Below are 22,331 nucleotides of genomic sequence, written 5' to 3'. Positions count from 1 at the left end.
GAGGCAGTGGGCAGTGACGAGCGCGCCGAGGCGGTGATGACGGGCGATTTGCCGACCGCTTTCGTTTCCGCGCTGGCGATCGGCGCACTGGCCGCGCTGCCGCTCATGCTGGGCGCGTGGCTCGCGCTCAGGCGCAGCTTGCCCGGCCGCCTGGTGGGCCTCGTGGCGGCTTTCGGCGCGGGAGCGCTCATCTGCGCCATCACCTTCGAGCTCGTGCTCGACGCGGTCGCCCGCGGCGGCCCGGTGGCGCTGGGCTTCTGGCTTGCCGCGGGCGCCATCGCCTATTTCCTGGGCAGCGAGTTGCTGGAGCGTCGCGTCCGTTCCGGCGCCGCCGCAAGCAGGGGGATCGCGATCCTGATGGGCGCGATGCTCGACGGCATACCCGAATCGTTCATCCTGGGCCTGTCGATCGCCACGGGCACCGGCCTGAGCGTGCCCTTCCTGCTGGCCGTCGTGATCTCGAACTTTCCGGAAGGGATGGCCTCGGCGGCGGAGCTGCGCGGCCAGCCGGGTTTCAGCGACCGACGAATCCTGGTCATGTGGGGCATCGTGATCGCCGTGTCGGCGCTGGCCGCGGCAGTCGGCGCGACGGTGAGCGCTTCCGGAAACGCCGGCGCGGTGGCCGCCGCCGAGGCCTTTGCCGCCGGCGCGCTGCTGACCATGCTGATCGACGACCTGGTTCCCGAGGCGCGCGAACGCGGAGGGCTGGGCGCCGGCCTGGTCTCGGTGATGGGCTTCGCCGTGGCCTTCGTCCTGCACCAGATCGGCCGGTAGCAGCGCAACGCACGACAGGCACGCCGAAGAGGCATAAGCTTTCTCTTTGCCGAGGAGACAGCGATGTCCGATCCGATCACGGAGGTGACGCAGGTCGTCCGCGCCTTCGCCGATTGCTGGAATCGGCACGACATGCACGCATTCGGCGAGCTCTTCGACCCCAACGCCGAGTTCGTCAACGTCGTGGGGCTCTGGTGGAAAGGCAGGGAAGAGATCAGGAAGGCGCACGAGCTCACGCACGCGACCCTGTTCAAGCACAGCCGGCTGACCCTCTCGGACGTGGCCGTTCGATTTCCGGCGGACGGCATCGCCATCTCCAGGGTTCGGTGGATCCTGGAAGGGCATGTTTCCCCCGAGGGCGCGCCGCTTCCCGCGCGTAAGGGGATCCTCCTCAACCTGCTGTCGCGCGGCCCTGCGGGATGGTCGATCATCGACTCGCAGAACACCGACGTGATCGAGGGTCAGCTCTCGCGTCCGCAGTGAGGGGGCCTCATCGAAAGGAGGACTTGCATGGACGCGCAGCAACCCTCATTCGACGCAGCGAAGTACAAGAACGCCCAGCGAGAGCAATGGAACAAGGACGGGGCGGCCTGGCGACGCTGGAATCCCGTTCTGGATCGCTGGTATGGCGAAGCCACGCGCGAGATGCTCGACCTGGCCAGGATCCGGTCCGGCCAGCGCATCCTGGACATTGCCGCCGGCGCAGGCGAGCCGGCCGTCAGTGCCGCCGAACGCGTCGGCCCGGACGGCTACGTGCTGGCGACCGACATCTCGGAAGGGATCGTCGAGCTTGCGCGCCAGGTCGCCCGCGAGCGCGGATTCGAGCAGGTCGAGACTCGCGCCATGGACGGCGAGAAGCTGGACCTGCCGGACGCTTCCTTCGATGCGGTGCTGTGTCGACTGGGGCTGATGTACATGCCGGCTCCCGTCACGGCGCTTCGCGAGTGGCGCCGCGCGCTGAGACCGGGCGGCCGGGTCGCGGTCGTGGTCTTCTCGACGCCCGAGCGAAACGATTGGGGTGCGGTGCCGGTGTCGATCATCCGCCGGCGCGCGCAGCTCCCGCCGCCGGTTCCGGGGCAACCCGGACCGTTCAGCCTCGGCGGCCAGGGAGTGCTGGAGGGCGTCTTTCGTCAGGCCGGATTTGCCGACCCCGAGGTTCGCGCCGTGCCGGCGCCCCTGAGGATGGCCAGCGCGGCCGAGTACGTGCAGCTCGCCCGCGAAGCCTTCGGTGCGTTCAACGCCATGATGGCCCATCTGCCCCCGGACGAACGCGAGTCCGTCTGGGACGAGGTGGAACGGTCGATGCGCAGCTTCGAATCGCAGGGCGGGTTCGAGGTGCCAGGCGAGTGCCTGGTCGCTTCGGCTGCGAAGTGATCCCGGGCGGGCTGTCGGACATCCGTTGCAGTCGATGAAGCCTGACCGCCTGGCCGCCATGAGAGTCCTCATATTCGGCAACTCCGGTTCCGGCAAGACCACCCTTGCCGCACGACTGGCGCAGGAGCACTCGCTGGTCCACCTCGACCTGGATTCCATCGTCTGGGAACCGGGCAAGGTGGCCGTTCAACGGGCGCCGGAACACATCGCCCGGTCGCTGGATGCCTTTCTGGCCTCCCACGAGCGCTGGGTCATCGAAGGGTGCTACGGGGAGCTGGTCGAAGCGGCCTCGGGCCACTGCACCGAGCTCGTGTTCCTCAACCCGGGGCTCGAAGTCTGCCTGGCCAACAACCGTCGCCGCCCTTGGGAGCCGCACAAGTACGCATCCAGGCAGGACCAAGATGCGATGCTGGCCAACCTGCAGGCGTGGGTTGCCGGCTACTATGAGCGGCAGGATCCGTGGTCGTACCACGCCCACCGCAAGATCTTCGACGCCTTCCCGGGCCCGAAGAGGGAGCATGTGGCCGATGCATCGGCCCTGCTCCTGATCGACATGCAGCAGGGCATGCGCGACCCGGTCGTGGCCGGCCTGCGTTGCCGGCTACCATGAGCGCTCGAAGTTCATTCACCCGCCGCGAGCAAGGGAGACGATAGGTGCTGAGTCATGTGATGGTCGGAACCAATGACATCGAGAAGTCCAAGCGCTTCTACGACGCCGTCCTGGGCGTTCTCGGGGCTGGAGAAGCGGTGCGCAACATCGCCGCTTCCGGCCATGCCAGGCTGTTCTACCGACATGACGGCAGCACTTTCTGTGTTTCCGAGCCGATCGACGGCGGCGCCGCCACCCATGCGAACGGCGGAACGATCGGATTCAAGTGCAGTTCGCCTGAGCAGGTGCAGCAGTTCCACGATGTCGCGGTCGCTCATGGCGGCACCTCGATAGAGAACCCGCCGGGACTGCGCGAAGGCGCGTCCGGATCGCTGTACCTCGGCTACGTTCGCGATCCCGACGGCAACAAGCTCTGCGCGCTCTACCGGCCGAAGTAGGCCGGGTCGTCGGCGGCTGCGGGAGCGCTGTCCTCGCCGCGGCCTTCCGGAAAGGGCGCTTCCGGCCTACGATCGACGATCCGCGATGCCGGTCGGCTCCGGCCACCGGTATCGGCGCCGCGCATCGCGGAGCCGACACGGAGGTGCCCGATCATGCAGACAGCGACTCCCGAGGTGACCACCGAGTTCCTGCAGGCCTTCGCCGACGCGTGGAACCGCCACGACGTCGACGCGCTGATGTCGTTCATGGCCGAGGACTGCGTCTTCGAGTCCTCGGCCGGCCCTGAGGTCTGCGGCACCCGATACGCGGGCCGGGAAGCCGTGCGCGCCGGCTTCGCCGAGGTCTGGGCCACGTTTCCCGACGCCCATTGGGCGAACGCGCGCCACTTCGTCCATGGCGACCGCGGCGTGTCGGAGTGGACCTTCACCGGGACGCGCGCGGACGGCACCCGCGTCGAGGTTCACGGCTGCGACCTGTTCACGCTTCGCGACGGCAAGATCGTCCTGAAGAACTCCTACCGCAAGAGCCGTCCGCCGATACCGCAATCTGCTTGAGCCGGGAGATCATCATGGCGCCCGATCCCGCGCTCCCCGTCACCGGCTTCACCCCCGAGCAGCGCGAACTCTGGCAGCATGTCGTCGGCCTCTGGGCCGTGTCGCAGGGGCGGAACGAAGCCCTGATCCGCGCCACCCTCCACCCGGACTACGTGGGCTGGGACATCAGCGCGCCGCTTCCGCACGACCGCGAGGCCGCGGTTCGCTCGGTGTCGGGCGATTCGCCGGATCTGCGCGAGTACGAACTCCATCCGCTGAGCGTGCGGATCTACGACGGGAAGGTCGGCGTCGTTCACTACGCCTGGCGCGCGACGGTCGTTCCCCTGGGCGCGGCGCCGGTCGAGGTCACCGGCAATTGGAGCGAGGTCTACCTCAGGCAGGACGGCGCCTGGACGATGGTCTCGGTCAGCGGCCGCCCCGACCCTTCGGCGGCGCCGGCCGGCCCGACCGATCCAGGTTCATCGCCGCCTTGATCAGCAGGTGCGCAGACACCGGCGCGGTCAGGAACAGGAACAGTGTGATCAGGAACTCGTGCACGCTGACGGTCTTCTGGCCGATGCTGAACCAGATCGACGAAGCGATCAGCACGCATCCCACGCCCAGCGTGGTGGCCTTGGTCGGGCCGTGCAGCCGCTTGTAGAAGTCGGACAGCTTGGCCAGGCCCCACGAGCCGACCAGCGCGAAGAAGGCACCGATCACGACCAGTGCGGTCAGCAGCAGGTCGAGCCACAGCGGAAGGTCTTGCAGGCTCATGCGCTCACTCCGCGATGTCGCCGTGCGACAGGAACTTGGACAGCACCACGGTGCCGATGAAGCCCAGCATGCTCATCACCAGCGCCACCTCGAAGTACAGGTTGGTGCCGTACTGCAGGCCCGCCAGCACCAGCAGGGCCAGCGAGTTGATGTAGAGCGTGTCGAGCGCGAGGATGCGGTCGGGCATGTCCGGGCCGCGCAGAAGCCGCCACGCGGCGAGCAGCAGCGCCAGCGCGAAGGCGCCGATCGCGAAGGGCAGGACCTGGCCGAGGATCATTCGAAGATCTCCCGCAGCGGGGTTTCGTAGCGTTCCTTGATCGACGCGATCAGCGCCTGTTCGTCGTCGACGTTGAACGCGTGCACGAGAAGGTGGCTGCGATCTTCGGTCAGGTCCGAGGACAGCGTGCCGGGGGTCATCGTGATGATGCCGGCCAGCGTGGCGATGCCGTGCGGGTCGCGGATGTCGAGCGGCACCCACACGAAGCGCGGCGTGATCTTCGACTCCGGGCCGAGGATGCGCCGGGCCACTTCGATGTTCGACATCACGATGTCGTACAGCACCACCAGTCCGAGCTTCGCGATGACCAGCGGCCGGCGGATGCGCGGCGGGTCGACGCGGAAGCCGCCGAATGCCAGCGGCAGGCCCACCGCGAAGATCGCGGCCAGCACCAGATTGCCTGCAGAGGCCGACTGGTTGAGCATCAACCAGGCCACGAAAAGCGTGGCGCTCAGCAGCGGGGCGGGAAGCAGTCGCTTCATGGCTTCTTGGCTCCCTTGATGTCGCCGCGCTCGCGCATCTCGCGGCGAACGTCGATCGCGGCGGGTACGGGCTTCGTGCCGAGCACCGCGTCGATGTAGGCGCGGCGCTCGAACAGCTGCTCGGCGGCGGCGGTGGTGTAGCCGTGCACCGGGCCTCCGAACAGGGCCAGCAGCGGCAGCAGCGCGACCAGCAGACCGGCGCCCAGTGCTTGTCCCGGGGCCAGCCCTGTGCCGTCCCGGGCCTCGGGCACGCCGTGCGAGGCCGGGCCCTGCGTGCCGTGTCCGTGCGCGCTGTGGCCGTGCGCTTCCTCGCCATGCTGCGCATGCCGGGGCCCGCTGCGCCAGAACAGCAGGCTGCCGGCGCGCGAAAGCGCGACGATCGTGCCCAGGCCCGCCCCGAGCACCACGATCCAGGTCCACACGGCCAGCGTGGTGGGGGTGGCGGCTTCCAGCAGCATGGCCTTGCCGAGGAAGCCGGCCAGCGGCGGCAGGCCGCCCGCAGCGATCGCGCAGGTGAAGAAGGCGGCGCCCAGCATCGCGCGATTGCCTTGGAAGTCGTCCGGCCGCAGGTGGTCGCCCTGGACCGCACGGGCGGCGGCGATCCGGTCGACCAGCAGGAACAACGCGCCCGCCATCAGCGTGCTGTTGATCATGTAGAACAGGCCCGCCGAAACCGAGGCCTCGTTGCCCAGCCCCAGCGCGAGCAGCAGTGTGCCCGCCGAGCCGACCACCAGGTAGGCGACCACGCCGCGCAGCCGGGTGGCCGCCAGCGTGCCCACCGCGCCGAGCGCGAGCGTGCCCAGGGCCAGCAGCGGCAGCCACGGCCAGGCCACGTTCGCGGCCGTGCCGCCGTCGTCGCCGAACACCAGCGTGTACACCCGCGCGATCGAGTAGACGCCCACCTTGGTCATGATCGCGAACAGGGCCGCCACCGGCGCGGTGGCCGCGCCGTAGGTCTCGGGCAGCCAGAAGTAGAGCGGCAGCAGCGCGGCCTTCACCGAGAACACCACGAGCAGCAGCAGGCCGGCCGCGCGGATCATCGCGGTGTCGGTGCCGGGCAGCGCAGCCACCCGCTCGGCCAGGTCGGCCATGTTCAGCGTGCCGGTGAGGCCGTAGAGCAGCGCCACCGCGATCAGGAACAGCGACGACCCGGCCAGGTTGAAGGCCACGTAGTGGATCGAGGCCTTCAGCCGCGCCGCGCCGCCGCCGTGCAGCAGCAGGCCGTACGAGGCGATCAGCAGCACCTCGAAGAACACGAACAGATTGAACAGGTCGGCGGTCAGGAAGGCGCCGTTCAGGCCCATCAGCTGGAACTGGAACAGGGCGTGGAAGTGCGGGCCGCGCGCGGCGTCGCCGGCGCGCGCGTACAGCGCGCTGCCCAGCGCGACCAGCGCGGTGAGCACCAGCATCATCGCCGACAGGCGGTCGAGCGCGAGCGCGATGCCGAAAGGCGCCTGCCAGTTGCCGAGCAGGTAGGCTTCGACGCCGCCGCCGGCGGCGCGCGCGGCGAGCATCAGCGCCACGAGCAGCTGGGCGATCACGGAGAGCAGCGACAGCAGCGCCGCGGGGTTGCCGCCGGGCTGCGCGCCGCCGCGCTCGGAGCGGCGCTCGAGCAGTAGCAGCGCAGCGCCTGCCAGCAGCGGCAGGACGACCGGGACGACGATCAGGTGGGGCCAGTTCATGTGCGGTCGGAGCCTCCGCCGTCGACGTGGTCGGAGCCGGTCTCGAGATGGGTGCGCAGCGCGATGACCAGCATCAGCGCGGTCATCGCGAAGCCGATCACGATCGCGGTCAGCACCAGGGCCTGCGGAAGCGGATCGGCATAGGTTTCGAGGGTGGGCGGCAGAGACGGATCCAGGATGGGCGGCGCGGCGACCTTGAGCCGGCCCATCGCGAAGATGAACAGGTTCACCGCGTACGACAGCAGGGTCAGGCCCAGGATCAGGTCGAAGGTGCGGGCACGCAGCATCAGCCAGATGCCGGTGCCGGTGAGTGCGCCGATCCCCAGCGCGACGAGCAGGCTCATCCCTGGCTCCTTTCTTGTGCAAGCTTCCCGGCGTTCGCCGCGCTGCCGGGTCCGGAGAGTTCGCCGGCCGGTGCCGCCGCGGCCGCATCGTCCGGGCTGTTCAGTCGGGCGATCGAGGCCAGCCCGACCATCGTCGCGCCGACCACGGTCAGGAATACGCCCAGGTCGAAGGCCGCGGCGCTGGCCAGGGGCACCGCGCCGACGATCGGCCACAGCGGATAGTCGTAGGTGCTGGTCAGGAAGGGCGCGTCGAAGAACCAGGCCGCCACGCCGGTGCCGCCGGCGATCAGCAGGCCCCAGCCGATCCAGGGCCGGAAGTCGGTTCGCATGCGCGTGCCCACGAAACGCTGGCCGTTGGCCACGTACTGCAGGATCAGCGCGATGGCGAGCACCAGGCCGGCGATGAAGCCGCCGCCCGGCAGGTTGTGGCCGCGCAGGAACAGGTAGGCAGACACCAGCGCGGCCAGCGGCAGCAGCAGGCGCGACACGATCGCCAGCATCAGCGGATGCGGGTCGGCGCCCGCGACGCCGGGGTTGGGCCGGCGCGACGGCATGAAGCCGGCGAGGATCGCGTGGATCGCGACGCCGGCGATGCCCAGCACGGTGATCTCGCCCAGCGTGTCGAAGCCGCGGTAGTCGACCAGGATCACGTTGACCGCGTTCGAGCCGCCGCCCTCGGGCAGCGCGGTCTCGAGGAAGTAGGGCGAGATCGAGGACACCGGCCGGTCGAGCACCGCGTAGACCAGCGCCGTCACGCCCAGGCCGGCGCCGATCGCCAGCAGCGCGTCGCGGCCGGTCTCCCAGCGGTTGCGCTCGCGCGGGCTCTCCTCGGGCAGCCAGGCCAGCGCGAGCATCATCAGGATGATGGTCACCACCTCGACCAGGATCTGCGTGAGCGCCAGGTCGGGCGCGGAGAAGTGCACGAAGGTCAGGCTCACCACCAGGCCCACCGCGCCCAGCGGGATCAGCGCCAGCAGCCGCCGACGGTAGGCGATCATCGTGGCGAAGGCAGAGACCACGCCCACCGCCCAGATCGCCGCAGCCGCCCCGTTGAACGGCGGGACCGGCGCGGCGTCCGCGCCGGCGTCGGCCACGCGGAAACCGTGCTCCAGGAAGGGCAGGGCGCCGGCCGCGATCGCGCAGACCACCAGCAGCATCAGGTAGCGCTGCAGGTTGCCGTTCTGCAGCGCGAGCGTGAGGCCGCGCGCGGCCTCGTAGGTGCGCTCGAGCACGAACAGGAAGGCCTCCCGGCCGCCGCGCGGGATGTGGATGACCTGGTGCAGGTTCACCCGGCGTTGCAGCCCGAAGTACAGCGCCAGCCCGCCGACCAGCGCGATCGCGCTCATCGCGAGCGGCAGGTTGAAGCCGTGCCAGACCGCCAGGCTGTACTCGGGAAGCGGCCCGCCCAGCGCGGCGCCGGCGGCCACGGCCAGCAGCGGCGCCACGGTGAGCGCCGGCGCGATGCCCACCGCCACGCACAGCACCACCAGCAACTCGACCGGCACGCGCATGAAGCGCGGCGGCTCGTGCGGGGTCTTCGGCAGGTCCTTGGGCTCGCCGTTGAAGAACACGTCGTGAACGAAGCGCGCGCTGTAGGCCACGCTGAACAGGCCGGCGAGCGTGGCGCCCACCGGCAGCAGGATGCCGATGAAGCCGCCGTCGCCGCGCGCCAGCGTCTCGGCGAAGAACATCTCCTTGGACAGGAAGCCGTTGAGCAGCGGCACGCCGGCCATTGCCGACGCCGCGACCATTCCGAGCACCGCGGTCTGCGGCATGTAGCGGAACAGGCCGTTGAGCTTGCGCATGTCGCGCGTGCCGCTCTCGTGGTCGATGATGCCGGCCGACATGAACAGCGAGGCCTTGAAGGTCGCGTGGTTCATGATGTGGAAGACGCCGGCGACCACGGCCAGCCGCGTGTCCAGGCCGAACAGCATCGTGATCAGGCCCAGGTGGCTGATCGTGGAGTAGGCGAGCAGGCCCTTCAGGTCGTGCTTGAAGATCGCCAGGTAGGCGCCGGTCAGCAGCGTGGCCAGGCCGGTCAGCGTGACGATCCAGAACCAGGCGTCGCTGCCGCCAAGCGCCGGGTACATGCGGGCCAGAAGGAACACGCCGGCCTTCACCATGGTGGCCGAGTGCAGGTAGGCCGACACCGGCGTGGGCGCTGCCATCGCGTGCGGCAGCCAGAAGTGGAAGGGGAACTGGGCCGACTTGGTGAACGCGCCGGCCAGCACCAGCAGCAGGGCCGGCAGGTACAGCGGATGGGCGCGGATGACGTCGCCGGCGGCCAGGACGTCGTCGAGCTTCAGGCTGCCGACGATGTGGCCGATCAGCAGCACGCCGGCCAGCAGCGCCAGGCCGCCGGCACCGGTGATCGTGAGCGCCATCCGCGCGCCCTCCCGGGCGTCGATCCGGTGGTTCCAGTAGCCGATCAGCAGGAACGACGACAGGCTGGTCAGCTCCCAGAACACCACGAGCAGCAGCAGGTTGTCGGCCAGCACCACGCCGAGCATCGCCCCCATGAACAGCATCAGGAACATGAAGAAGCGCGCCGGCGGGTCCTCGTGGTGCAGGTAGTAGGCGCCGTAGAGCACGACCAGCGCGCCGATGCCCAGGATCAGCAGCGCGAACATCCAGGCCAGGCCGTCGAGCCTGAAGCCGAAGTCCATGCCCAGGCCGGGCATCCACGAAACGCTCCAGGCCGGCACCTGGCCGTCGAAGACCGCGGGCGCGAGGCCGGCGAGCAGCGCGCAGCCGATCAGGGCGGTCGCGCCGGCGATCCACGCTGCGGCGGCCTTCGAGCGATTGGGCACCGCAGCGAGCAGCAGCGCCGCCGCGAACGGCAGCAGGGCCAGGATGGGCAGGGAGGTCATCGGCGAAGGCTCCGGGTGGCGCCGGGGCGGACCGCCAGCGCCACGAGGGTCACGATCGTGAGGGGGATCGCGAAGGACAGCATGATGTCCGAGAAGGCGGCGAGCGCGTCATGCTGCTGGGCCGCGAGGATCAGGTAGGCGGCGTAGGCCAGATAGTAGCCGACCAGGATCGCCCCTTCCCAACGGGCGATCTCGCGGCCGGTGACCAGCACCGGCAGGCAGGCCAGCGCCGCGGCCAGCATCACCCAGATGTCGAAGTTCAGCACCGACGGCGCGATCGCCAGCGGCGCCGGCGACACCAGCGAGGCCAGGCCCAGGCAGGCGAGGATGTTCAGGATGTTGCTGCCGACCACGTTGCCGACCGCCATGTCGCGCTCGCCGCGCAGCGCCGCGGTGATCGAGGCGGCGACCTCGGGCAGCGAGGTGCCGGCCGCGACGATCGTCAGGCCTATGACCAGCTCGCTGACCCCGAGCGCGCGGGCGAAGTCCACTGCCGCCTCCACCAGCATCCGCGCGCCGAAGACCAGCGCGACCAGGCCGCCCACGATCAGCGCGACCTGCAGCGGCAGGCCGGCGGCCTGCGCCTTCCGCTCCGGCGCCGCCCCCCGGACCGCGCGGTCGGCGGCCGCCTGAGCTTCGCGGCGGGACTGCACCACCAGGAAAGCCAGGTAGGCGAAGACCAAGAGCGTCAGAAGCGTGCCGTCGAGCCGATCGAGCGATCCGTCGAGGATCAGCGCCAGCAGCAGCAGCGAAGCGCCGATCATCACCGGGACCTCCTGCCGGATCACCTGCCGCGCGACGGCCAGCGGCACGATCAGCGCCGAGGCGCCCAGGATGAACAGCACGTTGAAGATGTTGCTGCCGACCACGTTGCCCACCGCGACGTCGGTCTGGCCGTTCAGCGACGCGCCGACCGAGATCGCGATCTCCGGCGCGCTGGTCCCGAACGCGACCACGGTCAGTCCGATCACGAGCGGCGACATGCCGAAGGCCGCGGCCAGCCTGGAGGCTCCGCGGACCAGCAGCTCGGCGCCCGCGACCAGCAGGACCAGCCCGGCGATGAATAGGACGATTGTCATGATCAGTCTGCCTGTTCGGCTTTCGCGGGACGAACTTACGGGCCGCCCGGCGGCCCGCGGGGCGTCCGCGGCGCGCGGATTCTAGCCGCAGTGGAACGCTGCGGCACCGATTCTCGCTCCCCTGCGCGGTTATAGGGCGCGATAATCGCCCGATCGAGGGAAGCGAGGAGAGCGCGATGGCGAGGATCGGGGACAGCCTGGCCGGCAAGCGGGTGCTGGTCACCCAGGCCGCGGAATTCATGGGGCCGGTTCTGGTCGAGGCCTTTCGCGAGCACGGCGCGACGGTCGTCGCGCACGAGGGCTCGCTCGCCGCGCCCGCGGCGGCCCGGCAAGCGGTCGAGGCGGCGGGGCGGGTCGACGTGCTGATCGCGAACCTCGGCGTGCCGGCGCCGTCGACCCGCGCGCACGAGGTCGGCGACGAAGAGTGGCGCCACGTGTTCGCGAACATGGTCGACCCGTTGCCGCGGCTGTTCCGCGCGGTGCTGCCCGGGATGCTCGAACGGCGCGAGGGAAAGATCGTGGTGATGGGCAGCGCGACCGCGCTGCGCGGCCAGAAGCGCACGTCGACCTATGCGGCGGCGCGCGGCGCGCAGGTCTCCTACGTGCGCGCGGTGGGCGCCGAGGTGGCGGCGAGCAACGTGCAGGTCAACCTGATCGCGCAGAACTTCGTCGAGAACCCGATGTACTACGGGCCCGAGGTGCAGGCGATGCCGGCCTTCCAGGAGCGGCTCAGGCGCGAGGTGCCGGCCGGGCGGCTGGCCACCGCGCGCGAGGACGCGCTGTTCGCGGTCTTCCTGGCGAGCTCCGAGGTGAACTTCTTCGCCGGCCAGAGCTTCCCGTTCGCGGGCGGCTGGGTCAGCTGAGCCTGGCCCTCGCTCAGGCCGGCGGCAGCGGACGCGGCTGGCGGTCCTCGTCGGTGGCCACGTAGGTGAGCGTGGCCTCGGTCACCTTGACCACCTCGTCGACCAGCCGGTTGCGCTGCGCGTAGACCTCGACGAAGACGGTGACCGAGGTGCGGCCCACCTTGACCACCTCGGCGTAGAAGCTGAGCAGGTCGCCGACGAAGACCGGCTGCTTGAACACGAAGGAATTGACCGCCACGGTGGCGACCCGGCCGTTGGCCCGGCGCACCGCGGGCAGCGAGCCGGCGATGTCGACCTGAGACATGATCCAGCCGCCGAACACGTCGCCGTGCACGTTCGCGTCGGCAGGCATCGGCACGACGCGAAGCACCGGCATCCGCCCTTCGGGCAGCGTGGTCGTGTGGGCTTCCATCGGCGCTTCTCCGGTCGCGTGCGGATCGAAGCAGAATAACGCCTTTTGCCGGACCCGATCCCCATGCGACGCAGCGCGACCTTCGACATGCCTCCGGCCGGCGCAGCCGCGCAGCCGCCCGGCGACTGGCACACGGTCGCGCGCCTTCTGCCCTACCTGTGGCGCTGGCGCTGGCGGATCGCGTTCGCGTTGTCGTGCCTGGTGGCGGCGAAGTTCGCCAACGTCGGCGTGCCGCTGGTGCTCAAGGAGATCGTCGACTCGCTCGACGTGCAGAAGGACGCCGCCCGCGCGGCGCTGGTCGTGCCGGCGGCGCTGCTCGTCGGCTACGGCGCGCTGAGGCTCGGCACGACGCTGTTCACCGAGCTGCGCGAGCTGGTGTTCTCGCGGGTCACCCACGACGCCTCGCGCACGATCACGCTGCAGGTCTTCCGGCACCTGCTGTCGCTGTCGCTGCGCTTTCACCTCGACCGGCAGATGGGCGGCATGTCGCGCGACATCGAGCGCGGCGCGCAGGGCATCTCCAGCCTGATCTCGTTCACGCTGTACAGCGTGCTGCCCACGCTGATCGAGGTCCTCCTGGTGGTCGGCTACCTGGCGCTGAACTACGACCCTTGGTTCGCCGGCATCGCGATCGGGGCGCTGTCGCTCTACGTGCTGTGGACGGTGCGGGTCACCGAGTGGCGGACGCAGTTCCGCCGCCGGATGAACGAGCAGGACTCGCGCGCGAACACGCGCGCGATCGACGCACTGCTCAACTACGAGACGGTCCGCTACTTCGGCAACGAGGACTTCGAGGCGGGGCGCTACGACGAGAACCTGCGCGAGAAGATGCGCGCGGCGATCCGCTCGCAGGCCTCGCTCAGCGTTCTGAACCTCGGCCAGGCGGTGATCATCGCCACCGCGGTCACGCTGCTGCTCTGGCGGGCCACCGCCGGCGTCGTCGACGGCACGATGTCGCTCGGGGACCTGGTGCTGGTCAACGCGTTCATGATCCAGCTCTATGCGCCGCTCAATTTCCTCGGCGTGCTGTACCGGGAGCTGCGGCAGGCGCTGACCGACATGGAACGGATGTTCCGGCTGCTGTCCGAGCGGCGCGAGATCGACGACGCGCCCGATGCGCGGCCGCTCGCGCTCGCCGGCGCGCCGGCGATCCGGTTCGAGCGAGTGTCGTTCGGCTACGACGCAGACCGCACGATCCTGCACGAGGTCGACTTCGCGATGGCGCCGGGCACGACCACCGCGGTGGTCGGCGCCAGCGGGGCGGGCAAGTCGACGCTCGCGCGGCTGCTGTTCCGCTTCTACGACGTGAGCGACGGGCGGGTCGCGATCGACGGCCAGGACATCCGGTCGGTGACCCAGGCCAGCCTGCGCGCGGCGATCGGGATCGTGCCGCAGGACACGGTGCTGTTCAACGACACGATCCGCTACAACATCGGCTACGGCCGGCCCGACGCGGGCGACGCGGAGATCGTCGCGGCCGCGCGCGCCGCCAGGCTGCACGATTTCGTCGAGACGCTGCCGAAGGGCTACGACACGGTGGTGGGCGAGCGGGGGCTGAAGCTGTCGGGCGGCGAGAAGCAGCGGGTCGCGATCGCGCGGGCGCTGCTCAAGGATCCGCCGATCCTGGTGCTCGACGAGGCGACCTCGGCGCTCGACAGCCGGAACGAGCAGGCGATACAGGGGGCGCTGCGCAGCGCCGCGGCGCACCGGACCACGCTGGTCGTCGCGCACCGGTTGTCGACCGTCGCCGACGCGGCGCAGATCCTGGTGATGGCGGGCGGCCGGATCGTCGAGCGCGGCACCCACCGCGAGTTGCTGCGAGCGGGCGGCGAGTACGCGCGGCTGTGGGCGCTGCAGCAGCGGGAGGAACAGGAAGCGGACGCCGGCGGGTCCTCGCGCGGGCGCGACTGAGAGGGGACGAAGCGCGATCCGGGCGGGCGCCGGCGGGGAGCCGCCCCGTTCAGCGGCGCGAGGCGAGCGGCGGCCGATCGCGACGGTCCGGGGCCGCGGCGCCCAGCCAGACCGGCGGATCGGCGACCCGGGGATCGAAGAAATGCCGGTCGTGCGGATAGAGCGCGCGGATCCGCTGGACATAGGCGAGCGTTTCCGGAAACGGCGGCACGCCCCGGTGCCGGTCGACCGCGCCCTCGCCGGCGTTGTAGGCGGCGAGCGTCAGGATCACGTCGCCCCGGTAGTAGGCGAGCAGCCAGCGCAGGTAACCGATTCCGCCGCGCAGGTTGTCGATCGGGTCGAAGACGTCCCGCACCGCGAATCGCTCGGCCGTCTCGGGGATCAGCTGCATCAGGCCCTGCGCGTTCTTCGGGGACACGGCGTTCGCGTCGAAGTTCGACTCGGTCTGCATCACCGCGAAGACGAGGCGCGGGTCGACCTTGTAGTCGAGGGCCATCCGCAGCACCGTCCGCACGAGTTTCTGGCGACCGGGCGACAGGACCGCCGGCTCGAACTCGGCAGGCCTCGGAATGGCGGGCGGCGCTGCCGCCCTGACGGGAGGGGGCGCCGTCGTGTCGATCGGCGGCATGACCAGGGGCTGCCAGGGTTCGCGCAGGCACTCGGGCAGGCGGTCGTGGCGGCCCGAGAACCCGGCCGCGCGACGGAAGAGCGTGCTCGCGATGCCCTCGTCGCGGGGGCGGCCCTGCCCGTCGGCATGGATCCAGCCCAGGCGCATCAGCGCGTCGGGGCTGCCCAGGCGGGCGGCTTCGCAGTAGAGGACGTAGGCGCGCGCGATCGCCCCGTCACCGTGCTCGGTCCGCTCGATCAGCTGGCCGCGCTCGAAGAACTCCCGGGCGTCGGGCTTGCGCGCCTGCCCGGAGGGCACGGCTGCGGGCGGGGGCGCGGCAACGGCCTCGACCCCGCGCACGTGGCCCGGCCAGCACAGCGCAGCCGCCGTCGCGCACATGAGCAGGCTCGCGCCCCGGCGCACGCCGGCGCTCCGGGATGCCGGCCGGTCTCTCATCCGAGCGTCCTCGAGCAGGTCGAACCGTATTCTCGCAGCACTGTCGGTCCCCGGTGGCGGACGTGCGCGAGGCAGGCCCTGTACGCGGGGTCGACGTCCAGGTCGACAAGGCTCCACGCCCGGGGATCGACCTGGCGGTTCCCGGAGCGCGCGAGAGTCGGCGTTCCGTCCGGGGCCTCGTCGATGGCGATGTCAGGCAACGAGCCGCTCAATCCCTCTCCCAGGGCCTTGACGTACGCCTCCTTGCGGACCCAGACACGAGCCAGTGCTGCGGAGCGGTCGGCGGGTGCGGCCCTGGAAACCAGGCGCCGCTCCTCGGGCGACAGCGCCCGGGCGTAGTCCTCCAGGATCGCCATCTCGGGCCTGATTTCCTCGATGTCCACGCCGACCGGCAGGTCGTCGAACGCGTGCAGCACCCACCTGCCGGAGTGGCTGGAGTTGAATTGCGGCCCACCGACGGTGCGGCTGGACAGGGCGGGCTTGCCGTTCGGGCCGGTATCGAACTCGATCGCATCCGGCGCGCAACCGAGTCGATCCGCCAGGATCTCGCGAAGGGTTCCGCGCGCGACCAGGAAGCGAAGGCGATCGTCGCTCCGTCGGAAGCGTGACGCGCGTTCGGCTTCGGCAGGAGCCAGCAAGGCGCCGTATCGCTCGAGCCGGTGGCGTTCCGCCTCGACGTCCACCTTCCAGACCTCAGGCATGGCAGTCGGCGCTCTCGCGCTGCCGCCGGGCGGCGGAGGCCGGTCCTTCGTCGGCAATGAGCTGCGCCAGGATCTTCGCGAGGTCCTCCGCGTGCGGCGCAAGCAGCATGTGGTTGTGCGCGCACTGCATGCTCCGGAGCTCGACGCCTTCGCCGCTGAGCGCCGCCCATCCCAGGGTCGGGTCGTCGTGGATCTCGCCCACCTTCTCCGGCGTGCCCTCCGCCCTGATCATCGTCAGCCGGCCGGGGTAGAAGCGAGGCTGGTAGACACTCCAGGCGGCGTGCATCGCCCGCGCTGCGCGCTCCATGGCCAGCGTCAACGCCGTGTGCTCGACCTCGCCGTCCTCGAACAGGGCGCGCTCGCGCGGCATCATGTGCCGGACCATCCAGCGCGCCCGGCCGGCGATATATCGGGCCATCTCGCTCGGCGGCATCGCCAGCGCCTTGCGCAGGTGCAGGAACACCCGCACCGGCGCCGACCTTCGGCGGGGGTATCCCGGAGCCCGCGAGTCGAGCAGGGCGAGAAGCGCGACACGCTCGCCGGACCTGACGAGTTGCTGGGCGATCTCGTGCACGATCTTCCCGCCCATCGAATAGCCTGCGAGCCGGTAGGGTCCCGTCGCCTGCACCCGCCGCATGTCCTCGACCATGCGCGCGGCCACCCATTCGATCGTCAGCGCCTGCCCGGCTGCTCGAATCGCGTCCGGGTCGAAGGCGGCCGTGTCCAGGACGTGCAGCGACTGTCCGGCGTCGAGTCCCTTGGCGAGCTCCTTGAGCACGATCAGCTGCGCGCCCCAGCCGGAAACGAAGAAGAGGGGCCGGCTGCCGTCTCCTTTCTGGACCGTGACCACGCAGCCCTTGCCGTCAGTCGCGTCGCTGCCCAGCAGCGCGGCGAACTGGCGGATCGTCGGCGCCTCGAAGAAGGCAGCCATTCGGAGCTGCCTTCCCAGGCGCCTGTCCACTTCGGCCAGAACGCGGATTGCCAGCATCGAGTGCCCGCCCAGCTCGAAGAAGTCGTCGTCGAGCCCGACGCGCTCGACGCCGAGAAGTCCTTCCCAGATGCTCGCCAGCGTCCTTTCGATCTCCGAGCGGGGCGCAGCGTAGCCTGCCGCCGACGCGCCCCAGTCGGGGGCCGGCAAGGCCCGCCGGTCGACCTTCCCGTTCGGCAGAAGCGGAAGCGAGTCGAGCCGGACGAAGGAGGCGGGCACGAGCGCGGCGGAAAGATGTCGCTTCAGGTAGGCCCGAAGCTCCGACGCCCCGGGGGCGGTCGGCCCGCCCGCCACGAAGTACGCTGCCAGGGCCGTTTCTCCACGGGGATCGGGGCGCGCGACGACCACGCATTCATCGACCCCTTCGTGGCGAGACAGCACGGCGGCCACTTCGCCTGGCTCCACACGCACGCCGCGAATCTTGACCTGGTCGTCGAGCCGGCCGCAGATCTCGAGCACGCCGTCGGGCCTGTAGCGCCCGCGATCGCCGGTGAAATAGACGAGGTCGGCGTCGTCGTCGCGAAATGGGTTCCGGCGGAAGCGGCGCGCGTTCTCGTCCGGCAGGTTGAGGTAGCCGAGCGTGGAGAAGGGCGTCCGCAACACGATCTCGCCCGGCTCGCCGATGCCGCAGAGGCCTCCGGCGGGATTGAGGACCAGCGCCTGGCTGTGCGGCAGCGGCAGACCGACCGGCTGGATGCCGGGTTGCACGTCTTCGGGGATCTCGTACGCGCACCGGATCATGGTCGTTTCGGTGGGGCCGTAGAAGTTGACGAGCCGGGTTCGCCGGCCGGGGCCTCGGCGCCACCGCTGCACCAGGGAGTCGGTCAGCGGTTCGCCCGACAGGAACAGCCAGCGAAGGTCCGGCAGTTCCGCGTCCGCCGGCCGGGCCGCCAGCCAGCTCTGCACGACCGCAGGGGTCGAGTGGACCACCGTGACCTTCTCGCGCATGAGCCAGCCGATGGGATCCGCGAAGTCGTCCTCGCCCGGTATGCAGAGCGTGCCGCCGCTCGTCAGCGGAAGGAAGACGTCGCGCAGCAGCGGGTCGAAGGACAGGCCGATGAGCTGGGACACCCGGTCGTCCGCGCCGATCCGGTACTGCGCCCGCTGCCAGTCCAGGAAGTGGCTCAGGCTCTTGTGCCGCCCGAGGATCGCCTTCGGCTGCCCGGTGCTTCCCGAGGTGAAGAACAGGTAGGCGGGATCGTTGCCGTCGACCTCTGCGGCCTCTGAGGGTTCGGGGGCGCTCCCGGCTGCGGCGCGACCTTCGTCGACCCGCAGCGCCTCGACCCCGGGGTAAGGGGGCTCGGCGCAGGCGCCCGCGGCGTCGGAAACGCAGACGAGCCTTGCGCGGGCTTCGCGAAGCATCACCAATCTCCGCTCGCGCGGCAATGCCGGATCCACGACCATGAGTGCCGCGCCGCTCATCAGCGCTGCCAGCATGGCCTCGACGAGCGCCGCGCTGCGGGGCATCTGGATCGCGACGACGTCGCCGCGCGCCACTCCGCGCGCCCTGAGCAGCGAGGCGAGGTCCAGGGCCCCCGCTACGAGGTCGCGGTAGCCGAGCTGTCGGTCGCCTTCGCGGATCGCGATCCGGGCAGGAACCGGGACCTGCGGCGGGGCGGAGATCTCCGCGGCCGGATCCGGCAGCAGGGCGCGGGTCTGGTCCGTCACGAGGGAGTGGGCGCCGACCGGCGCCTCGGGCTGCGCGACGACCTGCTCGATCAGGGCGACGTACTGCGCGAGCATCGCCGCGGCCCGCGCCTGCGAGAAACGGTCGCCCCGATACGCGAGGCGCAGTTCGACGCCGTCGCCCTGAGCCTCCGCATACAGGGTCATGGCGAACTTCGACGGCATCCGCGGCACGGTCTCGCTCGTGCACTCGAGGCCGGGAAGAAGGAAGCGCCCGCGCAGCCCTTCCGTGTAGTTGAACATCACGTCGAACAGCGGGTTGCGGTCAGGGTCCCGATCCGGGGCGAGCTCGTGCACCAGTTGCTCGAAAGGCGTCTGCTGGTGCTCCAGGGCATCCAGGACGGTCCGGCGGGTCCGCGCCAGCAGGGTCAGGAAGCCCGGCGAACCGGACAGGTCCGTCCGGACGGCGAGCGCGTTCACGAAGTAGCCGACCACGCCTTCCAGGGCGGTGCCGTCTCGCCCTGCGACCGGCACCCCCACGGCGAAGTCGTGCTGCCCGGACAGGCGCATGAGCAGCGCCTGGTAGGCGGCGAGCAGCGCCATGAACAAGGTGGCCCCCGAGCGCTGCGCGAGCGAGCGGAGGGCCTGGGCGAGGTCGACGGGAATGACTGCGGTCTCGGTCCGGCCCTCGTAGCGAGCGCCATCCGCCAGCTGCGGGTCGGTCGGGAGGTCGAGCGGTTCGAGCCCCTGCAACTGCGCTCGCCAGTAGTCGAGGTCGCGCGCGCCGGAATCGGACGCGATGCGAAGTCGCTGGGACACTGCGTGCCCTGCGAAGTCGGCCCCGAGCGGGGGCAGGGCAGGAACGCCGCCCGCGGAGAACGCTCCGTACAGCTCCCCGATCTCGCGCGCGATGATGCCCATCGACCAGCCGTCCGTGACGATGTGGTGCGCCACCAGCAGGAAGACGTGGTCCTCCGGTCCGACCCTGATCAGGAGGCCCCGGATCAGGGGCGGCCTGGCGAGGTCGAAGGGCCGCATCGCCTCGGCCTCCATCAGGCGCAAGGTCGAGAGCCGGCGCTCCTCCGCCGTATTGCCGCCGGCCCGCGCGGTCGCGAGCTTCGCGGGGGAGGGCGCGCTCACGAACGGAACCGGCTTGCCGTCGCGCTCCTCGAAGCCGGTCCGCAGGCAGGGATGCCTCTCGATCAGCGCCGACAGGCTGCGTTCGAGGGCGGCCTCGTCCAGGCGGCCCCGAAGTCGGACCGCCTTCGTCACGTGATAGAGGTCGCTCGGTCCGAGCAGGCGCTCGATGAACCAGAGCGCTTCCTGTGCGTGGGAAGCGACGGGCGCGGAGAGCGCGCCACCGTCGCGCGTCTTCGGCGGCGCGGCGGGCGCGTCGCGCCCGGCCTTCAGCCTCAGCTCGAGAAGCCGCTTTCTCGCGTCGGCAGGAGACGGCAGGGGCTTGGCTGGGCGCGCCGAGGCGCCGGGTTCGCCATCTTCCCGTCGATCCCGTTCGCCGAGGGTCACCGACCGTCTCCCCGCTCCATCTCCTCGAGCATTCTCGCAACCTCCTCGTCGGACATCGAGTCGATCTCCGCCATGAGTGCGGCCTCCCGGTCGAGAGCCGGCTGCGCCAGCGCGTCGATCGCCGAAGCCAGCTCCGCCACGGTCGGGTGTCGAAAAAGGGTCACGACGGGCAGCTCGACCGACAGCCGCTCGCGTATCCGGCCCACGACCTGCATTCCGCGCAGCGAGTCACCCCCGGCCAGGAAGAAGTTCGCATGGATGCCGAGGGGGCCCGTCGCAAGGACCTCGCGGAAGACGGACTCCAGGATCGCCTCCGTGTCGGTGCGCGGGGCCTCGAACGGCCTCGCCAGCGCCGGCCCCAGCTTCTCGTGCAGGCTCGTGCGCTGGATCTTGCCGGTCGGTCCCTTCGGGATCGAGTCGACGAGCACGATCTGGCTGGGCACCTTGTAGTCGGCGACGCGGCCGAAGAGGAACCGCCGAAGGCTCGCTTCGTCTGGCCGGCACCCGGCTTTCGGCACCACCGCGGCCGCGAGGTCCTCTCCGAGGGACGCGTGCGGCACCGCGAAACAGGTGGCCTGGGCCACCTCGGGGTGCTCCAGCAGGGCCTCGTCGATCTCCCGCGGCGAGATCTTCTCGCCGCCGCGATTCACGATCTCCTTCAGTCGGCCGGTGATGCGCAGATAGCCGTCCGCATCGAAGAAGCCCTGGTCGCCGGTGCGGAACCAGCCGCGCGTGAAGGCGCTGGCGTTCGCCTCGGGGTTGTTCTCGTAGCCCGAGGTCACGCCCGGACCGCGTATCGCGATCTCGCCGGTTTCACCCTGTGCCAGCTCGATTCCGGAACCGTCGAGAATCGCGATCTCGACGCCTGCGGGCAGGCCGACGGTGCCGGGCTTCCGCGTACGAGGCGGCAAGGGATTCGTCGCCATCTGGTGCGAGGCTTCGGTCATTCCGTAGGCTTCGACGACCGGCGCGCCGAAGAGAGACTCCAGCCCCGCGAGGGTCGAGGGTGGAAGCGCCGCCGACGACGAGCGGACGAAGCGAAAGTCGTGCAGGGGCGCCCGGGCGCGGTACGCGCCTCCCGCCGCCAGGATGGCCTGGTGAATCGTCGGGACCGCCGTGTACCAGCTCGGATCGAACTCCGCGACCCAGTCGAAGAACTGTTCGGCCTCGAAGCCGGGCATGCAGGCGAGGCTCCCTCCCGAGGCGATCGTCGACAGCAGGGAGCCGACGAGGCCGTGGATGTGGAAGAGCGGCATCACGTTCAGGCCCCGATCGCGCGGCGACAGCGCGAGGTGGGCCGCGATGCTGTGAGCCGACGCGACGAGATTTGCCTGCGACAACGGCACGATCTTCGGTCGGGCGGTGGTGCCCGACGTGTGCAGGATCAGCGCCACATCGTCTGCCGCGGGCGAGGAGAGGTCGGAGGCCGACTCGTCCGTTCGACGAGGCGCGTGGGCGCCGATGGCCGCGGCGGTCAGGTCGAAGCGCCCGGCTGGTGCGCCTGGATCCGTGTCGAGCTCGAACACCGCGAGGCCCAGGTCGGCAGCGGCATCGCGAACCGGCCCGCGCTCGTCGCGCCGGATCACGATCGCGTCGGCGCGAGAGTCCTCGAGGTAGAAGCGGAACTCGTCGCCCCGGTAGTCGGGATTCAGTGGAACGCAGGTCGCGCAGGAAGCGATCGCGAGGACGGCCGATGCGGCCTCCGGGCCGTTCGGCAGGGACACGGCGATCCGGGAGCCGCGACCGAGCCCCGCGGCACGGAAGACGTCCGCGCACTGTTCCGCCTGCGTCGACAGGTCGGCGTACGAGCCTGGTTGCCTGCCGCTGGCAAGCAGCACGGGAGACCCGCCCGCCTCGAGGCGCCGGCTCTTCAGAAGTTGCGCGATGGTCGACACGGCTCTGCCCTCCCCCGGAGAATCGAAGGGACGAGCGGCCGACTCCGCTCCTCCCGGCTCATGCACTATGCCTGCAGCCGGGCCGGTCGGGTCGTGAACGATTTCTCGCAG

Annotated in this window: 21 protein-coding genes; 9 read left to right on the top strand and 12 right to left on the bottom strand. The window is 70.5% G+C overall.

Annotation, left to right across the window (positions count from 1 at the left end; translation table 11 throughout):
* Nucleotides 1–36: 36 nt before the first annotated feature.
* From M6I34_RS09900 to M6I34_RS09870, 7 genes are all read left to right on the top strand, one after another.
* On the top strand, nucleotides 37–774 hold the full coding sequence (locus M6I34_RS09900; RefSeq protein WP_272485521.1) for a ZIP family metal transporter: 738 nt from the start codon (nucleotides 37–39) through the stop codon (nucleotides 772–774).
* A gap of 63 nt (nucleotides 775–837) precedes the next feature.
* Entirely contained in the window at nucleotides 838–1,257 is a 420-nt protein-coding gene (locus M6I34_RS09895) for an SgcJ/EcaC family oxidoreductase (RefSeq protein WP_272485520.1), read from the top strand.
* Between the two features lie 27 nt (nucleotides 1,258–1,284).
* Complete coding sequence (locus tag M6I34_RS09890; protein WP_272485519.1) at nucleotides 1,285–2,148, top strand: class I SAM-dependent methyltransferase; 864 nt, start codon at nucleotides 1,285–1,287, stop codon at nucleotides 2,146–2,148.
* A gap of 25 nt (nucleotides 2,149–2,173) precedes the next feature.
* Nucleotides 2,174–2,758 carry an ATP-binding protein gene (locus M6I34_RS09885; RefSeq protein ID WP_272485518.1) on the top strand — a complete coding sequence of 195 codons (585 nt, stop codon included), beginning with the start codon at nucleotides 2,174–2,176 and terminating at the stop codon, nucleotides 2,756–2,758.
* Nucleotides 2,759–2,802: 44 nt separating this feature from the next.
* A complete protein-coding gene (locus M6I34_RS09880) occupies nucleotides 2,803–3,195 on the top strand; it encodes a VOC family protein (protein WP_272485517.1) in 393 nt (130 codons plus the stop codon).
* Nucleotides 3,196–3,348: 153 nt separating this feature from the next.
* Nucleotides 3,349–3,750 (top strand): nuclear transport factor 2 family protein, encoded by a 402-nt coding sequence (locus M6I34_RS09875; RefSeq protein ID WP_272485516.1) that lies wholly within the window; start codon nucleotides 3,349–3,351, stop codon nucleotides 3,748–3,750.
* Nucleotides 3,751–3,764: 14 nt separating this feature from the next.
* A complete protein-coding gene (locus M6I34_RS09870; protein WP_272485515.1) occupies nucleotides 3,765–4,223 on the top strand; it encodes a nuclear transport factor 2 family protein in 459 nt (152 codons plus the stop codon).
* Here M6I34_RS09870 and M6I34_RS09865 read toward each other — a convergent pair.
* Genes M6I34_RS09865 through M6I34_RS09835 form a run of 7 tightly spaced genes read right to left on the bottom strand, consistent with a single transcriptional unit; the run spans nucleotide 4,156 to nucleotide 11,237 of the window.
* Entirely contained in the window at nucleotides 4,156–4,503 is a 348-nt protein-coding gene (locus tag M6I34_RS09865) for a Na+/H+ antiporter subunit G (protein ID WP_272485514.1), read from the bottom strand. The genes M6I34_RS09870 and M6I34_RS09865 overlap by 68 nt on opposite strands.
* Before the next feature lie 4 nt (nucleotides 4,504–4,507).
* Nucleotides 4,508–4,780, bottom strand: a complete 273-nt coding sequence (locus tag M6I34_RS09860; RefSeq protein ID WP_272485513.1) for a K+/H+ antiporter subunit F — start codon at nucleotides 4,778–4,780, stop codon at nucleotides 4,508–4,510.
* Nucleotides 4,777–5,262, bottom strand: coding sequence for a Na+/H+ antiporter subunit E (locus tag M6I34_RS09855; protein WP_272485512.1), 486 nt, complete (start codon nucleotides 5,260–5,262; stop codon nucleotides 4,777–4,779). The genes M6I34_RS09860 and M6I34_RS09855 overlap by 4 nt, the downstream gene beginning before the upstream one ends.
* A complete protein-coding gene (locus M6I34_RS09850; RefSeq protein WP_272485511.1) occupies nucleotides 5,259–6,944 on the bottom strand; it encodes a monovalent cation/H+ antiporter subunit D in 1,686 nt (561 codons plus the stop codon). The genes M6I34_RS09855 and M6I34_RS09850 overlap by 4 nt, the downstream gene beginning before the upstream one ends.
* Entirely contained in the window at nucleotides 6,941–7,288 is a 348-nt protein-coding gene (locus M6I34_RS09845) for a Na+/H+ antiporter subunit C (protein ID WP_272485510.1), read from the bottom strand. Before M6I34_RS09845 ends, M6I34_RS09850 begins: the two co-directional genes overlap by 4 nt.
* The gene (locus tag M6I34_RS09840) at nucleotides 7,285–10,158 is read right to left on the bottom strand and encodes a monovalent cation/H+ antiporter subunit A (RefSeq protein WP_272485509.1); all 2,874 of its coding nucleotides are present in this window, start codon (nucleotides 10,156–10,158) and stop codon (nucleotides 7,285–7,287) included. The genes M6I34_RS09845 and M6I34_RS09840 overlap by 4 nt, the downstream gene beginning before the upstream one ends.
* A complete protein-coding gene (locus M6I34_RS09835) occupies nucleotides 10,155–11,237 on the bottom strand; it encodes a calcium/sodium antiporter (RefSeq protein WP_272485508.1) in 1,083 nt (360 codons plus the stop codon). Before M6I34_RS09835 ends, M6I34_RS09840 begins: the two co-directional genes overlap by 4 nt.
* Before the next feature lie 176 nt (nucleotides 11,238–11,413).
* Here M6I34_RS09835 and M6I34_RS09830 point away from each other — a divergent pair, with 176 nt between their 5' ends.
* Nucleotides 11,414–12,100 (top strand): SDR family oxidoreductase, encoded by a 687-nt coding sequence (locus M6I34_RS09830; RefSeq protein ID WP_272485507.1) that lies wholly within the window; start codon nucleotides 11,414–11,416, stop codon nucleotides 12,098–12,100.
* Between the two features lie 13 nt (nucleotides 12,101–12,113).
* On the opposite strand, the gene M6I34_RS09825 is transcribed toward M6I34_RS09830, so the two are convergent.
* Complete coding sequence (locus M6I34_RS09825; protein WP_272485506.1) at nucleotides 12,114–12,512, bottom strand: acyl-CoA thioesterase; 399 nt, start codon at nucleotides 12,510–12,512, stop codon at nucleotides 12,114–12,116.
* A gap of 63 nt (nucleotides 12,513–12,575) precedes the next feature.
* Between M6I34_RS09825 and M6I34_RS09820 the strand changes: the two genes are divergently transcribed.
* Complete coding sequence (locus M6I34_RS09820) at nucleotides 12,576–14,423, top strand: ABCB family ABC transporter ATP-binding protein/permease (RefSeq protein ID WP_272485505.1); 1,848 nt, start codon at nucleotides 12,576–12,578, stop codon at nucleotides 14,421–14,423.
* Between the two features lie 49 nt (nucleotides 14,424–14,472).
* Here the strand turns inward: M6I34_RS09820 and M6I34_RS09815 are convergent, their stop codons facing one another.
* Genes M6I34_RS09815 through M6I34_RS09800 form a run of 4 tightly spaced genes read right to left on the bottom strand, consistent with a single transcriptional unit; the run spans nucleotide 14,473 to nucleotide 22,220 of the window.
* Entirely contained in the window at nucleotides 14,473–15,429 is a 957-nt protein-coding gene (locus tag M6I34_RS09815; RefSeq protein WP_272485504.1) for a transglycosylase SLT domain-containing protein, read from the bottom strand.
* A 53-nt stretch (nucleotides 15,430–15,482) separates the two neighbouring features.
* Entirely contained in the window at nucleotides 15,483–16,187 is a 705-nt protein-coding gene (locus M6I34_RS09810) for a 4'-phosphopantetheinyl transferase family protein (RefSeq protein WP_272485503.1), read from the bottom strand.
* Nucleotides 16,180–20,325 (bottom strand): non-ribosomal peptide synthetase, encoded by a 4,146-nt coding sequence (locus tag M6I34_RS09805; RefSeq protein ID WP_272485502.1) that lies wholly within the window; start codon nucleotides 20,323–20,325, stop codon nucleotides 16,180–16,182. Before M6I34_RS09805 ends, M6I34_RS09810 begins: the two co-directional genes overlap by 8 nt.
* Nucleotides 20,322–22,220, bottom strand: a complete 1,899-nt coding sequence (locus tag M6I34_RS09800) for an AMP-binding protein (RefSeq protein WP_272485501.1) — start codon at nucleotides 22,218–22,220, stop codon at nucleotides 20,322–20,324. Before M6I34_RS09800 ends, M6I34_RS09805 begins: the two co-directional genes overlap by 4 nt.
* Between the last annotated feature and the right edge of the window lie 111 nt (nucleotides 22,221–22,331).

Source organism: Zeimonas sediminis (assembly GCF_023721795.1).
Lineage (GTDB): Bacteria > Pseudomonadota > Gammaproteobacteria > Burkholderiales > Burkholderiaceae_E > Zeimonas > Zeimonas sediminis.
Note: the sequence above shows the minus strand (reverse complement) of the source record. Positions and strands in the feature narration are given on the sequence as shown.

Bases quoted from the DNA above. Each gene is read 5' to 3' on its own strand.
- M6I34_RS09870 (WP_272485515.1), top strand. From the start codon at position 3,765: ATGGCGCCCGATCCCGCGCTCCCCGTCACCGGCTTCACCCCCGAGCAG.
- M6I34_RS09830 (WP_272485507.1), top strand. From the start codon at position 11,414: ATGGCGAGGATCGGGGACAGCCTGGCCGGCAAGCGGGTGCTGGTCACC.
- M6I34_RS09900 (WP_272485521.1), top strand. From the start codon at position 37: ATGACGGGCGATTTGCCGACCGCTTTCGTTTCCGCGCTGGCGATCGGC.
- M6I34_RS09860 (WP_272485513.1), bottom strand. From the start codon at position 4,780: ATGATCCTCGGCCAGGTCCTGCCCTTCGCGATCGGCGCCTTCGCGCTG.
- M6I34_RS09820 (WP_272485505.1), top strand. From the start codon at position 12,576: ATGCGACGCAGCGCGACCTTCGACATGCCTCCGGCCGGCGCAGCCGCG.
- M6I34_RS09810 (WP_272485503.1), bottom strand. From the start codon at position 16,187: ATGCCTGAGGTCTGGAAGGTGGACGTCGAGGCGGAACGCCACCGGCTC.
- M6I34_RS09815 (WP_272485504.1), bottom strand. From the start codon at position 15,429: ATGTGCGCGACGGCGGCTGCGCTGTGCTGGCCGGGCCACGTGCGCGGG.
- M6I34_RS09855 (WP_272485512.1), bottom strand. From the start codon at position 5,262: ATGAAGCGACTGCTTCCCGCCCCGCTGCTGAGCGCCACGCTTTTCGTG.
- M6I34_RS09845 (WP_272485510.1), bottom strand. From the start codon at position 7,288: ATGAGCCTGCTCGTCGCGCTGGGGATCGGCGCACTCACCGGCACCGGC.
- M6I34_RS09840 (WP_272485509.1), bottom strand. From the start codon at position 10,158: ATGACCTCCCTGCCCATCCTGGCCCTGCTGCCGTTCGCGGCGGCGCTG.
- M6I34_RS09865 (WP_272485514.1), bottom strand. From the start codon at position 4,503: ATGAGCCTGCAAGACCTTCCGCTGTGGCTCGACCTGCTGCTGACCGCA.
- M6I34_RS09890 (WP_272485519.1), top strand. From the start codon at position 1,285: ATGGACGCGCAGCAACCCTCATTCGACGCAGCGAAGTACAAGAACGCC.
- M6I34_RS09895 (WP_272485520.1), top strand. From the start codon at position 838: ATGTCCGATCCGATCACGGAGGTGACGCAGGTCGTCCGCGCCTTCGCC.
- M6I34_RS09835 (WP_272485508.1), bottom strand. From the start codon at position 11,237: ATGACAATCGTCCTATTCATCGCCGGGCTGGTCCTGCTGGTCGCGGGC.
- M6I34_RS09875 (WP_272485516.1), top strand. From the start codon at position 3,349: ATGCAGACAGCGACTCCCGAGGTGACCACCGAGTTCCTGCAGGCCTTC.
- M6I34_RS09850 (WP_272485511.1), bottom strand. From the start codon at position 6,944: ATGAACTGGCCCCACCTGATCGTCGTCCCGGTCGTCCTGCCGCTGCTG.
- M6I34_RS09825 (WP_272485506.1), bottom strand. From the start codon at position 12,512: ATGGAAGCCCACACGACCACGCTGCCCGAAGGGCGGATGCCGGTGCTT.